We start from the raw sequence: 14842 nt of genomic DNA on the forward strand, positions 1-14842 counted from the left end.
TTACTTTAAAGGCTCGGTCAGCAATCCAACTTGGGTTAAACCCGCATCTTGTAAGTCAGACATTAACGCAATCACATCACCATAAGGGCGTGTATTATGACCGCGAATAACAACCTGAAACTCTTTGTTTTCAGCTTTGGCTTGAATTTGAGCATCGGTCAAAATTTGTTTCAGTTGGGCTAATTCCAAAGGTTCGGCTTTGTGTTCTTTGTATTCTAAAAAATATTGCCCATCTTTATTTAAAGTCACCAAAGCAGGGGCATCTTTCGATTCAATTGGATTACCATTGGCTTGAGGTAAATCGACTTGAATCCCACTGGTAATCATCGGTGCAGTAACCATAAAAATCACCAATAACACCAACATGACATCAATATAGGGCACTACATTCATGTCACTTTTGAGTGGTTTCTTAATGCGCTCGAAGCGTCCTGAGCGTTGAATGGCCATTAGTCGTGATCCTTAGTATTGCCTAAAGATTGACGTTGTAATAAAGCCACCATTTCTTCGGCAAATAAAGCACGATCAGAATAAATCGCTTCGCCTTTGGCGGTGTAATGGTTAAAGGCAAGTACCGCAGGAATGGCGGCAAATAAACCAATGGCTGTGGCAATGAGGGCTTCGGCAATCCCTGGTGCGACTGTTGCCAATGTGACTTGATCGACATCTGCCAGTCCAATAAAGGCATTCATAATGCCCCAGACGGTACCAAATAAACCAACGTATGGCGCAACCGAACCAATGCTGGCTAATGCACCTAAGCCTTGTTCAAGTTGAGCTTGGTCGCGGCTTAAACCGACACGTAAAATACGTTCTGTGCCTTCAATGGTTTGTGTTGCAGGCGCTTGGCGCTTTTTGAGTTTTAAAAACTCACCTAAGCCTTGATAGAAAATATCTTCCAAACCGACACGTTTTGAGTTGAGCTGTGCGTTGTTATAAAGCGTATTTAATTCTGCACCAGACCAGAAGATTTTTTGGAAATGCTGATCATCTGCCTGTGCTTTTTTATAGCTCATGTGTAACTTGGCAATCAGATACCAACTGTATAATGATGCTAAAAGCAGCGAGAGCATTACCAGCTGAACAACAGGACTTGCTTGTAAAATAAGATCTGATACTTGAAGAGATGATTCGAGTTGTGTTGCCATAGTTACTACATGTGCCAATTCATTTTTTTAATCTTGTCCTAATTCTTTCAGAATAAGGCTACGAATTTCATCTGGCAGACGACGTGGTTTCATATCTGAACCAAGACAGGCCAATTCAACCTCGCCAGATGCAAGCATGATTTCACCACGATAAATATTTTGTTGCAATACAAATGATGACGCTTTACACGAAACTACACTTGCTGTAACAGTAATTAGGTCATCCATTAAGATTGGACGTGAATATTTCACGTTAATTTTATGTACGACAAAGTTATAGTCTTGTTGATGCCAATAATGATCAACACCCGACGCACGAAGCCATTCGGTACGGGTACGTTCCATAAAGCGAATATGGTTGGCGTGGTAAACAATGCCGCCTGCATCAGTATCTTCCATATAGATACGAATTTTAAATTCAAATTTATTCGCCATAATGATGTTCCGCTTCAATGTTGCAAAGTTGTTTGATAAGCAATACTTATAGCTTAAGCCATGTCTATGAAATGACGTGAATCGGGGCTATAAGTCAAGCTGTGTATAGCGTGGCAGTTTATCATTCTCAACGATTCGTCCAATGGCACAAGATTTCAAACATGCTTTTAAGTTAAAATTAGCTGCTTGCCTGATACATGCAGATGATCCATTAAAATGAGCAGTACATGAGTCGTTTAGTTAAATTTTTTGTAGTGATTGCCATATTGTATTTGTTGTGGATGCTGCTGCTCCAGTCAGATGGAGGAATTGCCGATAACACAACCTATCAGTCATCGCAGCAAGTCCATCAGTTTAAAGACTATACCATTCAAGCTTTGGAAACCTATGAAGGTGAGTTTCGGGTATTGTCACGTGAAAATTATAATTTTGGACGTGAAGCCGAACTTAGCCCTGTCGATTTTGCCTTGGGATGGGGCGAAATGGCCAAGCCTGAAGTGTATAAACAGTTGTCTATTCGTCAAAGCAACCGTTGGTATCATTGGCGTTATGAACAAGCACCACCGATTCCTGTGCAAGAGATTGCAAGTTTGAGCGCTAATACGCATTTAATTCCTGCCACACCCGCGATTGCGACACAGTTAAAACAGATTGATGAAGATGATTTGATTTATTTGAAAGGTAAATTGGTTGAGGTCACTGCCACAGATGGTTGGCAGTGGCGTAGTTCTTTAAGCCGCAATGACACAGGGGCGGGCGCGTGTGAATTAATGCTCGTTGAAGATGTGCGTGTCATCGAAAATTAGGGTCTATCTACAGACCCAATTGACCTAAATATTTAATAGCTTAAAGGGAGATAGCTCCCTTCAAGCTATTTTTTCCTTTGAGCTATTTTTCTTTTGGCTCTGGCGGTGTCATCCCAAATTGTAAATACGCCATATTGGTGGCAATACGCCCGCGAGCGGTTCGCATTACATAACCTTGTTGAATTAGGTATGGTTCAATTACATCTTCCAAAGTGCCAGAGTCTTCAGCCATAGCAGCGGCCAAAGCTTCCACACCTGCAGGCCCACCATCAAAACGCTCTAATAACATTGATAAATAACGACGGTCTAAGGTATCTAAACCATCTTTATCGACATTCAGCATATCTAGCGCACGTTGTGCCATCTCTTGCGTGACTTCACCTGTGCCTTTGACCTGCGCATAGTCACGAACGCGACGCAATAATCGGTTGGCAATACGTGGTGTACCACGTGAACGACGAGCGACTTCATTGGCTCCTGCATCGGTCATTGGCACATCCATTAAACTCGCCGAGCGTTTGACAATATGGGTCAAATCTTCAACCGAATAAAATTCCAAACGCTGCACAATACCAAAACGGTCACGTAACGGTGAGGTGAGTAAGCCTGCACGTGTGGTAGCGGCGACAAGGGTAAATGGTGGCAAGTCCAGTTTAATGGAGCGTGCTGCAGGCCCTTCACCAATCATGATGTCCAGTTGATAATCTTCCATCGCTGGATACAAAATCTCTTCAATCACAGGTGAAAGACGATGGATTTCATCAATAAATAACACATCACCTTCTTCAAGATTGGTCAGCATGGCGGCTAAATCGCCTGCGCGTTCTAAGACAGGCCCTGAAGTAGATTTAAGGTTGCCGCCCATTTCACGGGCAATAATATTGGCGAGTGTGGTTTTGCCTAAACCTGGTGGTCCAAAAATCAGGGTGTGGTCCAATGCTTCTGCGCGTCCACGGGCTGCACCAATGAAAATTTCCATTTGTTCACGCACTACAGGTTGCCCAATATAGTCATCGAGTGAAGTGGGGCGAATGGCGCGATCAATTTGATCTTCGGGTTTTTCAGAACCACTGATTAGACGGTCTTGCATATCGTGTTAACTAATCTCTTGAGCTGGGCATTTTGATGCTGCATGCACAGCCTCAAAGTATGAGTTGCGTTTAAATGCCTTTGCGAAGGCATGATTTTACTTTTGAAAGATCAAAAGTAACAAAAATCTTATGTTGAGTTGAGGGTATATCCCTATACCCCAACTCAACGGGCGACATCCATGTCGCCAGTCATGTATCCAATATTGGAAAGATGAACTTACGCTAGGTTTGTTGGCATCTTTTATTTATTCATCGACTTTAATGCTGCACGGATAATATCACTGGCTTCAGTAAAATCGGCCTTAACTGCATTAATCAGTTTTTGTGCTTCGGCAGGTTTATAACCTAAAGATTGTAAAGCGGCTTCGGCTTCGGCAACAGCAGAATTGCCTGTAAACTGAATTTGGGTCACAGTGGAATTGCTGCTGCTCACTTCGTTGGACATGGCTTTAAAGCGATCACGTAATTCAATCATCAGGCGTTCAGCGGTTTTTTTGCCCACACCCGGTACTTTAATCAGGGTGTTAATATCTTCATGTTCTACGGTGTGAATCAGTAACTCGACACTCAAGGTCGATAAAATACCCAGTGCCATTTTCGGGCCGACACCATTGACTTTGAGTAAGGTACGGAAAATGGTTTTTTCTTGGGCTTCTAAAAAGCCATATAACAATTGAGCATCTTCACGCACAGCTAAATGCGTCCACAGGGTAATTTTCTGCCCCTTTTGTAACTGGCAAAATGTGGTGAGTGGCGTGTCAATTTCATAGCCCACACCATTTACATTCAGCAACACGGTTGGTGCTTCTAAAGCCAATACTTCGCCAATAAGACATCCGATCATATTTGTGGTTCACTGATTAATTTAAAATAAGTTGCTGTTCGCATAGTAGAGCGCATTTTCACAAAAGGCAAAATCTGCGCTTAAATCCTACTTCTATTTAGATACAAGTATTGATATGCAAATTACTCATTATAGCAAGCCGACCTTATTGCCTTGTAATTCTTGCGATAAGTTATAGGCTTGGTGATCTGAAAACTTAGAGATAATATCCAAGACTTGCATAATATTGTCATAGTGATTATGCGCAAAATCTGCCCCTGAGCGTTGCAAGATTGACATTAAACGCTGCTCTTTAAAACTTAGGGTTTTATGTGGCGTGGTGAGTGGAATAAACGCATCCAAAATGTTTTGTAAACTTTGATGCGCAATAATTTCCAGTCCTGCTTTTTGCGGATGCTCGAAAATTTTCTCACGGGCTAAGTCTTTGGCGCGATTAATACCAATTTCAATATCCGCTGAGCAATACTGTAAAAGACTGCCTTTGAGCTGTCCCATCAGAATTTCCAAATGGTGTTTGGCAAACGCTGTGGTGACTTCATCGACCAAACGCTTCATGACCCGACCACGCAAAGCGGCAATTTTTTGTTGCCATGTGGTACGTGCCATCGCCAGTTCTGCTGGAATACCGTAGTCACCAATCAAGTTTAAAAAGATCGGTTCAACTTCTTCATAGCTGAGCATGTTTAAGATAATGCCATCTTCCAAATCAATTAAGGCATAGCAAATATCATCTGCTGCTTCCAATAAATATGTCAGTGGATGACGGCAATAGTGATAATCGCCCAATTGAATCAGACCAAGCTGTTCTGCAATTTGTTTGAGAATTTCTTTTTCGGCTTGGTAACAACCAAACTTATCACGTTGATTGGCAGGGCGGTTGCCTTGTTCGGCAATGGTTTTGGAGAGCCATGGATATTTTAAATAAGCGCCTAAAGTGGCATAGGTTAAACGCATGCCGCCATCATTTGGATGATAGTCAATTTTGGTGAGTAGACGTAAACCTTGTGCATTGCCTTCAAACTGACGGACATCAGCTTCTTCTTCATCGCTGAGTTTGGCGAGGAAATTGCCGTGTGAAGCATCATCAAACCATTCACGAATGGCATATTCGCCTGCATGCCCGAAAGGTGGATTACCAATATCATGTGCCAAGCAAGCAGCTTGAATAATCGCACCGACATCGGCAGGGGAAATCCACATAGGCAAGTGATCTTTAATTTTTTCTGCAGCCAACATTCCCAATGAACGTCCAATACAAGACACTTCTAAAGAATGGGTTAGGCGAGTGTGAATACCATCGTGTTGAGTCAATGGATGGACTTGGGTTTTACGGTTTAACTGTCTAAAACTTTGCGAAAAAATAATACGGTCATAATCTTTATGAAAAGGGCTGCGCGCCTGTTCTGTACTTTGTTTTTTACTACCAATTCGAACTGTGGAAAGCAGTTCTAACCAACGCATTTGAGTCATTTATCATTATTCACTATGTGCTTGTTTTGCATCATGCCAAAAAAATGACAAAAGCTCTAGGGGCGTGCGACATGGCTTGTCTTTTTAAATCTAAATTCATACAAAATGGGGGATAAGTTTGTGGCGAAGCGTACTTTAAAGTTTTTTTGGGGAACTGTATAAATTGAGGATTGGATGATGCGTATAGGTTGCCAAAATAGCAACAATGCTCAAATTTTTATGCTAATTTCTAATTAATTGTGAAATGGATAGCGAAGCTTAAATATGCTCAAACTGATTTATTATGTGCCTGAATCTCATCTTGAAGAAACCAAACTGGCTATTTTTGCAGCGGGTGCAGGTGGAATTGGCAATTATGAACATTGTGCATGGCAGGTTTTAGGCACAGGGCAATTTAAACCTGTCAAAGGAGCAAATCCGTTTGTTGGCGAGTTAGATGCTTTGGAACACGTTGCCGAGTGGCGCGTGGAAACTATTGTACCTGAGCAAAATGCTCAGGCAGTCGCAAAAGCGCTCAAGGCAAGTCATCCTTACGAAGAGCCTGCCTTTGAGTTTATGCAACTTTTAGATATTAATTTTTAAAGACTTAAATACCAATTTTTAAAGAAAAATAGAATTGTACGATCACTCATATATGGATTGGGGCAAATATAAGTTGCGTAGATAGATTTTACTTTTCACGGGCGAAAAGTAACAAAAGCCCTCTGTTAGACTGATGGTACGTCCTGTACCACAGTCTAACGGGCGACATCCTTGTCGCCTTATCACGAGTCAAAATGTGGCTAGGTTTTAAAAGTACAGTTGAAATATTAGGGTCTGTTGACACTTCATCTATGTTTGCAACGTGAGAGATATATCTCGCAAGGTTTTTTAGCTGATATAAGGCATGGGGCAGGAAATTTAGTTATTCTAAATGACTGACTCATAACGCAATAGCAGCAAAAAATATGCTCGTCCCCTTGCGCAGCAAACAAAGCAGCGCTTTGTTCTTGCTCATGTGGCTAAAACTTTCTGAGATTACGTTATGAAACTTGGCAATAGTCCCGCTATTCCTTGCGTTTCATGCCTAATCTGCTCAGTTTTAGCCTACAGCGCAAGCCATTTATGAAATGTTAACAACCCCTAGACTTTCTGAATAAACAGGTCACGGTCAAAACGGTATTGCGGGAAAAAGACACCATCTTCGGCACGTTCACCTGCAGCAATCACCATCACTGGAAATTGTTGTTCATTCAGTTTTAAGAGTTTGCGTACCATCGGCTCATCAAAACCTTCCATCATACAGCTATCAAAACCGTGTGCGCGAAGGGCTAAGACCATATTTTCACAGGCGAGTGCTGTAGTTTTACTTGCCCAAAGTTTGGCATCTGCAGGGTTAAATGCAGTCACAGGTAATTGTTTATCTAAACTACGTGCAATTTTGAAAGCGACTTTCTTAAAGTTACCTACTGCGTTTAAGTAGCCAGTCATGTAGTTATAAGGAATAAACTTGTAATATTTTTTGACTGCAGCAGGTGCTTCAGGAAAAGGGAACTCGCTGATATTCTTTTTTGCCATTTCATCAACACGGTCTGTACGTGCAATACACACGATTAGCTCTGCTGCAGTACGAGCAGCGAGTTGTCCTAAGCAGGCTTTAACCAGTTGTTTTTTCTTGGCAGGATTTTGCACCACGACAAAAGTCCACGGTTGTAAATTAGATGAGTTTGGAGCCAATAAAGCCATATCTAAACAATCATCCAATACTTCTGCAGGAATGGCTTTGTCGGTAAATTTACGCACCGAACGACGGCTTTGAATGACTTTTTTAAAGTTTTCTATATCAATATCTTGTGGTGCAGGCTCAAAATAACGTTCTTTTTTTTCAGCTTTAACATCGGCTGGATTTGGATTAGACATTACAATTTTCCTCAATTTTTTTAATGATTGATAGCACATTGCAGAATATGGGGGCGAATAAAGAAAAAACCACATTCAGCCAAAATGAATGTGGTTTTAAAACGTCTAGTTTACTTGAAATGGGTGTAAGTACATTTCAGCTAAACAGCGCTTAATTAAATTGGCTGAAATCAGGTTTACGTTTTTGCATAAAGGCTTGCACTGCTTCCATCATTTCTGCTGAACCGACACGTTGCATAAAAATCTCTGCTTCATGGTCAATCCACGCCACAATTTCATTGACATTATGTTTCATGAGGGCTTTAGATTGTTTAAGTGATGCCAATGGTAAAGCTGCCAATTGTGCTGCTTTTTGTTGCGCCGTTGCATAGACATCAGTTTCAATGCTATTAACTAAATTTGCCGATAATGCCGTTTCGCTATTGAATTTTTGTGCAGTTAGCAACAGTTCAGCCGCTTTGTGATAGCCTGCTTGTTCTACCAGAAGTTTGCTTGATGCACCTTCAGGCGATAAGCCCAAGCTCACAAATGGAATTTGGAATAGGGCAGTATTGTCGCTATACACCAAATCTGCATGCAATAAAATTGTGACACCAATGCCAATCGCCACCCCACGTACAGCTGCAATCAGCGGTTTAGAAAACTTGGCTGCAGATTTTAATAAGATGAATGGAGGACCTTCGGCAGCAGGTAGTTGTCCTTTAAGTGCGGCAGACTTCATAAAGTCTTGCATGTCATTGCCTGCGCTAAAGTCTGCATCTGCACCACGTAAAATCACACAACGTACTGCGTTGGACTGATCTGCTTCATCTAAGGCTTGTGCAATCCACAAATATAATTCACCATACAGCGCGTTTTTTGCTTCTGGTCGGTTGATGGCTAAAGTCAGTACGCCATTGTCTAAATTCGCATTCAAATGTGGGTGAGGTTGTTGAATACAGCTCAGTGTCATCGTACTATCCTTGCTTTGATTGGTTTGAATTTATGGCTCATTATGTCGCAAATTCGCAGCGCTGGCACAACTCATGAGTTCATAAAAAGTTAGTGAATGATGAGATTTGCGTTCCTAATTCAATGTGAAATTTATTTAGAATTTGGGGTTGTTCATTTAAAAAATGAATAAGCAAGGCGGAATCTTAACGTCTATTAATTCTATTTTAGGATTAACCTTCGGTTCGACCTACTTTTGTTTTGGCAAAAGTAGGCAAAACCATTTGTCATCCACGAAACCTGCCCAATTATTGTTTTGATTTATTATCTTGCAAAAACAATAATGAGTTGATACCACGCAGGTTGTGGATGACATTTCCGCGTATCAGATAGCATCATGTTGTTATCAAAATTAGGATTGGCGTATTTATTATGCAATATACGTTTGATTATTTGGTTTTCATTGGCCGCTTTCAGCCATTTCATTTGGCGCATTTGCAAACCATTCAAATTGCGTTAGCACGTAGTCATTATGTGATTTTGGCATTAGGTTCTGCACAAAATGAGCGCAATTTAAAAAATCCGTTTTTAGCCAAAGAACGTGAGCAGATGATTTTGTCTAACTTTTCACCTGAGATGCAAGAACGGATTAAGTTTGTGCATGTCGTAGATGTCTACAATGATGAAAAATGGCAAAAACTAGTCAAATCTTTAGTCGGTGAATTGATTCAACCGCAAGATCGTGTTGGTTTAATTGGGCATTTTAAAGATGACTCGTCTTATTATTTAAAGTTTTTCCCTGAATGGGAGATGGTAGAATTAGACAGCTTGCAAGATGCCATGTCTGCTACGCCTGCACGTGAGGCTTATTATCGTGGGGAAATACAGCCTAATTTTTTCCCGCAAGGCACAATTGATTTCTTAACCGCATTTCAAAACACGGAAATTTATCGTCAACTACAAGACAAATACCAGCAGCAGGACAGCAGTAATTTGACGGAGTAATCCAGTTTTTAAATGAAAAAGGATGATTGAAAAAGCTTTCAATCATCCAGAACATTGTGTTTTTTTAGAGGCTGAAAATTAAGCCTGTAAAGCGGTTAAATCCGCAAGCACTTGCTCGGCATGTCCTGCAGCTTTGACTTTACGATATTCTTTCAGTAATTGACCTTGATGGAAAATAAAAGTAGAGCGTTCAATGCCCATAACTTTTTTGCCATACATATTTTTTTCTTTAATCACATCAAACAACTGACACAATACTTCTTCTTTATCGCTAATCAAGTTGATGCCTAAAGATTGTTTTTCGGTAAAGTTTTGATGGGCTTTGACTGAGTCGCGCGAAATGCCAATGATGGTGGTATTAAGCGCATCAAATTGTGGCTTTAGCGCAGTAAAATCGACAGCTTGTGTGGTGCAGCCTGGGGTAGAATCTTTCGGGTAAAAATACACCACTAACCAATCTGTACCAAGTTCGGTTAAATTGACTTCGCCTGTGGTTGCAGGAAAAGCTTGATTTGGTAATTGAATTGTCGTGCTCATATTTTTCTCCAAAATCATGCACATAAAAAACTAGCCACATAAAGTGGCTAGTTGAAATTGTTAAGAAAAATTATTTTTTCTCAGCCGCTTTCATTGCTTCTTCAGTTAAGGTTTTTAATTTACCTGTAAGCTGAGGACCAAAACAAGTTTGCAAATCTTTATTTTGCTTTTGTACAAAAGCTAAAGTCGCAGGGCTCTTTTTCTGGTTAATTGCGCTTTGAATTTCCCATTTTTGAGCGTTGGTTAATTTACCATCTGCTTCTACTGCACAAGTACAATATTTGCTTACTTCAGCTGTAGTCAGTTTTTTGCCTTTTGCAGTTTCTTCTTTACAAACATTAATTAAAGCTGCTTTTACATTGGTGCTTTTATATGCTTGTTGCAACTTGTCATTATTTGCGTGTGTCGTTGTTGCGAATAATGCAGCAACAGACATAATCGCAGAAACCATAATGTTTGATTTTAAATTTTTCATACACTTTACCTTGTTATGACGGTATATAACGCGTTGGGTCTGCAACACTGGCATCGGCAAAACCTTGTTTGCGTAAGCGACAGCTGTCACATTTACCACAAGCACGTCCTTGGTCATCTGCTTGGTAGCAAGAAACCGTTTGACTATAGTCTACGCCATGTTCAATACCTAAGCGAATAATATTTGCTTTGGATAAATGTAACAATGGTGTTTCAAATTTTAGCGGTTTGCCTTCTACACCCACTTTGGTGGCCAGACGTGCCATATTGGCAAAAGCATCAATAAATTCAGGGCGGCAGTCAGGATAACCTGAATAATCTACCGCATTGATACCGATCACAATCGCTTCTGCATCAAATACTTCTGCTGCAGCTAAGGCATAAGACAGGAAGATGGTATTACGAGCAGGCACATAAGTCACAGGAATACCTTCTTGCTCATGGTCAGGTACTTCAATGCTGTGATCGGTTAACGCAGAACCACCTAAATTACCCAAATCAATATTAATCACACGATGCTCAATGCCTGCATTTTTAGTCAAGGCACATGCAGCATCTAGCTCTGTAGTCGAGCGTTGACCATACATAAAACTAAGTGCAATACATTCATAACGCGCTTGTGCCCATGCCAAACACGTGGTTGAGTCTAATCCACCAGATAACAATACAATGGCACGAGGGCGCATAATTGAACTCCAAATTTTAAAATATAGCGATAGAACTTGAGCAAAAGTGTGAAGATTGACGTCAATACGAATGGGGATTCGTGAGGAGATTAACGACCTGTTTCATCATTCCAAAGCAATTTATGTAATTGCAATTGGAAACGAACAGGGAGATGGTCGGCTAAAATCCACTGTGCCAAATCACGTGCAAGTTGTGGCAAGGCGACTGCACCTTTTTCGACAGCAAATGCAGGGGAGAACCACACTGTATCGACTTTTTTATGCAACTGATATTGCTCAACTTGCTGCTTCGCCCAAAGATAATCGTCATGATTGCAAATCACAAATTTGATTTGATCATGTGGGTTTAAAAAATCTAAATTTGATAATAAGTTGCGTGACATTTCACCCGATGCAGGGGTTTTTAAATCCAGCACCTTCGACACACGGTTATCCACTTTAGAAATATCTAAAGCTCCACTGGTTTCCAAAGACACTTCACAACCTAAATCTGCCAAGCGTTGCATGAGTGGCAGTGCATTCGGTTGAGCCAGAGGTTCACCGCCCGTCACACATACATACGGTGTTTTAAATTCTAGCGTGGTTTGGATGATGTCATCTAAAGATTGACGTTCGCCACCTTCAAAAGAATAAGTGGTATCACAGTAATGGCAACGCAATGGACAACCCGTTAAACGAATAAACACGGTTGGCAAGCCCGATGTATTGGCTTCGCCCTGCAATGAATAGAAAATCTCCGTGATGCGTAAACCCGCAGACGGATCAGAAACAGGAATAGCGGAAGATCGGAGGGTATTCATAAAATTCATCACAGTATGTAAAAAAACAAAAATCCCTACGGTCATTGCTGGCCGTAGAGATGGAGAAAACTAAAAAAAGTTTAGTCTTCGCGTAATAAATCGTTCAAACTGGTTTTTGCACGGGTTTTCGCATCTACTTTCTTCACAATGATAGCAGCATACAAGCTATAAGTGCCACATTTAGAAGGTAGGTTACCAGAAACTACCACCGAACCTGCAGGTACACGACCATAATGGATTTCGCCAGTTTCACGGTCATAAATTTTGGTCGATTGACCAATATAAACGCCCATAGAAATGACAGAACCTTCTTCCACAATCACGCCTTCAACAATTTCAGAACGTGCGCCAATGAAGCAGTTGTCTTCAATAATAGTTGGGTTTGCTTGAAGTGGCTCAAGTACACCACCAATACCTACACCACCCGATAAATGCACGTTTTTACCAATTTGTGCACATGAACCTACAGTTGCCCATGTATCAACCATGGTGCCTTCATCTACATAAGCGCCAATATTGACATAAGATGGCATTAACACCACATTTTTGGCTTGGAATGAACCTTTACGTGCAACTGCTGGCGGTACAACACGCACACCTGCTTGTTTGAATTGCTCGTCAGTCCAACCTGTAAATTTCGTGTCTACTTTGTCGTAGAAACGCAAATCGCAAGATTCAATTGGCTTGTTATCATTGAGTTTAAAAGATAACAAAACTGCCTTTTTTAACCATTGGTGAACGATCCACTCACCATTAATTTTTTCAGCAACGCGTAATGTGCCGTTATCTAAACCTGCAATTGCTTGTTCAACTGCCTGACGAATTTCAGAGGGACAATCTGCAGCGCTGAAATTAGCGCGGTCTTCAAATGCTTGTTCAATGATTGTTGAAAGCTGAGACATCGATGTTCTTACCAGAAAAAAATTTTCCAAAGATTTTACACTATATTGAGTGAGGAATAGATAAAAATTGGAACAGATTGGAATTTATCCTTAGTAAGATAAACAAGTTAAGTTGCGCGCTAAATTGTTGAAGTTTTGAAAATAAATGCTTTTGCAATAAACAATAAGAATAAATTTGTATCAAAAAATAACAAAAACGGGGTAAATTTTGCATAAAAGCTGACCGCAACATGCTCTATAGTTTTCTCATGACAAAACGAATGAAAATTCAAAAAGTTTTAGTTTGAGGAGAAACACAATGAAAACTTTACATACAATTTTAGCCGCTTCGGTATTGGCAGCAGTTGCAGGTTCTGCAATGGCAGATACAGCTGTGGTAAAAGATGGCTATGCGTTTGATCGTAACCAATTAATTCCAACAGGTGTACGTGCTGAAGTAGGAACAACAGGTTATGGCGGTGCATTGCTTTGGACTGCAAACCCGTATGTGGGTTTAGCGCTGGGTTATAACGGTGGCGATATTTCTTGGTCGGATGATTTATCGGTCAATGGCTCAAAGTATGATATGGATATGGACAATAATCTGACCTATTTAAATGCTGAGATTCGTCCGTGGGGTACTAGTCCAAGTAAGTGGGCTCAAGGTGTTTATGTCGCTGCTGGTGTTGGTTATGTAGATAATGAATATGACCTTGACCGCCGTGTTAAGCCTGGAGAAGGTTTCTCAGTAAACCATACTGATTTTACAGCGGGTACAGATGGAGCTCATATCAATGGTAAAATGAGTTATAAAAATGACATTGCGCCGTATTTAGGTCTAGGTTTTGCACCAAAGATTAACAATAACTGGGGTGTGTTTGGTGAAGTTGGTGCATATTACACCGGTAACCCAGAAGCTAACTTAACGCTAGTAAGTGGTGGAGCTCCAGATAATGCTACACGTGGTTCACTTGTAGATAACATTGCTACTGATGAAGAAAAAATCCGTACAGATGATAAGCATCAGTGGATGCCAGTTGCTAAACTTGGTGTAAGTTACCACTGGTAATATCTATTAGCTTGAGCTAAACCAAAAAACGAGCTTCGGCTCGTTTTTTATTTGTGTAGGTTTACGTGTATATTAAAAACGATGGGCAAGACGTAAACCATAAACAAGGGCATTGTTATTATTGGACGTTGCCAGCGAGGCAAAAGACACAGCACTGTCAGTATTGGTATTGATTTTGGCTTTTCTAAACTTTAAATAATGTGCGCCAAATGTAATCTCATTTTTTTGATTTACACGATATACCACGCCTGTTCCAAAACTTGAAAAGCCATCTGAAGGGTTGAGTGTAGACACAGTATTGCCAGTCCCAGAGTCCCATGAGCTTTCAATAAAACTGACCCATGTGGGTGTCCAACGGTGCGCCCAGCCTATTTTTGCCGACCATTGGTCTTTAGGGTAGGAAATCAGTTGATAACCTGAAATTTCGGGTACATACGGTGCATAGGCAGCAATGACCGCATTAAATTGTGGCAGTTGAATGCTAAAGTCAGACCAGTTTACCCAGCGTAAATCTGCATAGACGAGGTTATGTGTCGAAATCGCTGTTTGTAAGTGTGCATTGACAGATTGTGGAGTTTCTACCACGCTCTGATTTTCGGGCACAAGATTTAAAAGCGTGTGTTGCGTATGTTCGTAAGTATTTAACCCGAATTACGGATAAGAAAAGCCCTTGAAAAAAAGGTAGTTAGAGCCATTTAGAAAGTTACGACACAACCCAAAGGCTCTAACTACCATGTACGATTTTACAGAAATTTTTTGTATTGTTG

Annotated in this window: 18 protein-coding genes; 4 read left to right on the forward strand and 14 right to left on the reverse strand. The window is 40.8% G+C overall.

Annotated elements, in window-relative coordinates; genetic code table 11:
• From tolR to ybgC, 3 genes are read right to left on the reverse strand one after another with little or no spacing between them, the layout of a single operon-like run.
• A complete protein-coding gene (tolR, locus tag AC07E5_RS02225) occupies positions 1-450 on the reverse strand; it encodes a protein TolR (protein WP_070154130.1) in 450 nt (149 codons plus the stop codon).
• Positions 450-1148, reverse strand: coding sequence for a protein TolQ (gene tolQ, locus AC07E5_RS02230; RefSeq protein WP_104851739.1), 699 nt, complete (start codon positions 1146-1148; stop codon positions 450-452). The genes tolR and tolQ overlap by 1 nt, the downstream gene beginning before the upstream one ends.
• Before the next feature lie 27 nt (positions 1149-1175).
• Positions 1176-1583: a tol-pal system-associated acyl-CoA thioesterase gene (gene ybgC / locus AC07E5_RS02235; RefSeq protein WP_004971791.1), complete on the reverse strand. Its 408-nt coding sequence runs from the start codon at positions 1581-1583 to the stop codon at positions 1176-1178.
• Positions 1584-1810: 227 nt separating this feature from the next.
• Between ybgC and AC07E5_RS02240 the strand changes: the two genes are divergently transcribed.
• Positions 1811-2389 carry a hypothetical protein gene (locus AC07E5_RS02240; protein WP_253106064.1) on the forward strand — a complete coding sequence of 193 codons (579 nt, stop codon included), beginning with the start codon at positions 1811-1813 and terminating at the stop codon, positions 2387-2389.
• An 82-nt stretch (positions 2390-2471) separates the two neighbouring features.
• Here AC07E5_RS02240 and ruvB read toward each other — a convergent pair whose 3' ends face one another.
• The 3 genes from ruvB to AC07E5_RS02255 form a co-directional block, all read right to left on the reverse strand.
• Positions 2472-3479: a Holliday junction branch migration DNA helicase RuvB gene (gene ruvB, locus AC07E5_RS02245; RefSeq protein ID WP_004971787.1), complete on the reverse strand. Its 1008-nt coding sequence runs from the start codon at positions 3477-3479 to the stop codon at positions 2472-2474.
• A gap of 242 nt (positions 3480-3721) precedes the next feature.
• Complete coding sequence (gene ruvA / locus AC07E5_RS02250; RefSeq protein ID WP_178865673.1) at positions 3722-4324, reverse strand: Holliday junction branch migration protein RuvA; 603 nt, start codon at positions 4322-4324, stop codon at positions 3722-3724.
• A gap of 129 nt (positions 4325-4453) precedes the next feature.
• Positions 4454-5794, reverse strand: a complete 1341-nt coding sequence (locus AC07E5_RS02255) for a deoxyguanosinetriphosphate triphosphohydrolase (protein WP_104851741.1) — start codon at positions 5792-5794, stop codon at positions 4454-4456.
• A gap of 264 nt (positions 5795-6058) precedes the next feature.
• On the opposite strand from AC07E5_RS02255, the gene AC07E5_RS02260 reads away from it, so the two are divergent.
• Complete coding sequence (locus AC07E5_RS02260) at positions 6059-6376, forward strand: YqfO family protein (RefSeq protein ID WP_096901118.1); 318 nt, start codon at positions 6059-6061, stop codon at positions 6374-6376.
• A gap of 540 nt (positions 6377-6916) precedes the next feature.
• Here the strand turns inward: AC07E5_RS02260 and AC07E5_RS02265 are convergent.
• Positions 6917-7693, reverse strand: coding sequence for a nitroreductase family protein (locus AC07E5_RS02265; RefSeq protein ID WP_498624540.1), 777 nt, complete (start codon positions 7691-7693; stop codon positions 6917-6919).
• 151 nt (positions 7694-7844) lie between these two features.
• Complete coding sequence (locus tag AC07E5_RS02270; RefSeq protein WP_179989040.1) at positions 7845-8645, reverse strand: enoyl-CoA hydratase-related protein; 801 nt, start codon at positions 8643-8645, stop codon at positions 7845-7847.
• 410 nt (positions 8646-9055) lie between these two features.
• Here AC07E5_RS02270 and AC07E5_RS02275 point away from each other — a divergent pair, with 410 nt between their 5' ends.
• A complete protein-coding gene (locus AC07E5_RS02275) occupies positions 9056-9628 on the forward strand; it encodes a nicotinate-nicotinamide nucleotide adenylyltransferase (protein WP_096901115.1) in 573 nt (190 codons plus the stop codon).
• 78 nt (positions 9629-9706) lie between these two features.
• On the opposite strand, the gene AC07E5_RS02280 is transcribed toward AC07E5_RS02275, so the two are convergent.
• The 5 genes from AC07E5_RS02280 to dapD form a co-directional block, all read right to left on the reverse strand.
• Positions 9707-10165, reverse strand: coding sequence for a peroxiredoxin (locus tag AC07E5_RS02280; RefSeq protein WP_096901114.1), 459 nt, complete (start codon positions 10163-10165; stop codon positions 9707-9709).
• 70 nt (positions 10166-10235) lie between these two features.
• Positions 10236-10640 (reverse strand): hypothetical protein, encoded by a 405-nt coding sequence (locus AC07E5_RS02285; RefSeq protein ID WP_225543460.1) that lies wholly within the window; start codon positions 10638-10640, stop codon positions 10236-10238.
• Between the two features lie 13 nt (positions 10641-10653).
• Positions 10654-11325, reverse strand: coding sequence for a 7-cyano-7-deazaguanine synthase QueC (queC, locus tag AC07E5_RS02290; RefSeq protein WP_498624541.1), 672 nt, complete (start codon positions 11323-11325; stop codon positions 10654-10656).
• A gap of 89 nt (positions 11326-11414) precedes the next feature.
• Positions 11415-12125: a 7-carboxy-7-deazaguanine synthase QueE gene (gene queE, locus AC07E5_RS02295; protein WP_136144777.1), complete on the reverse strand. Its 711-nt coding sequence runs from the start codon at positions 12123-12125 to the stop codon at positions 11415-11417.
• 80 nt (positions 12126-12205) lie between these two features.
• The gene (gene dapD, locus AC07E5_RS02300; protein ID WP_131261166.1) at positions 12206-13027 is read right to left on the reverse strand and encodes a 2,3,4,5-tetrahydropyridine-2,6-dicarboxylate N-succinyltransferase; all 822 of its coding nucleotides are present in this window, start codon (positions 13025-13027) and stop codon (positions 12206-12208) included.
• A gap of 298 nt (positions 13028-13325) precedes the next feature.
• On the opposite strand from dapD, the gene carO reads away from it, so the two are divergent.
• Positions 13326-14075 carry an ornithine uptake porin CarO gene (gene carO / locus AC07E5_RS02305; protein ID WP_279185700.1) on the forward strand — a complete coding sequence of 250 codons (750 nt, stop codon included), beginning with the start codon at positions 13326-13328 and terminating at the stop codon, positions 14073-14075.
• A 72-nt stretch (positions 14076-14147) separates the two neighbouring features.
• Here the strand turns inward: carO and AC07E5_RS02310 are convergent, their stop codons facing one another.
• Positions 14148-14660, reverse strand: a complete 513-nt coding sequence (locus AC07E5_RS02310) for an outer membrane protein transport protein (protein WP_498624542.1) — start codon at positions 14658-14660, stop codon at positions 14148-14150.
• Positions 14661-14842 lie beyond the last annotated feature (182 nt).

The sequence above is a fragment of the Acinetobacter seohaensis genome (genome assembly GCF_056431365.1).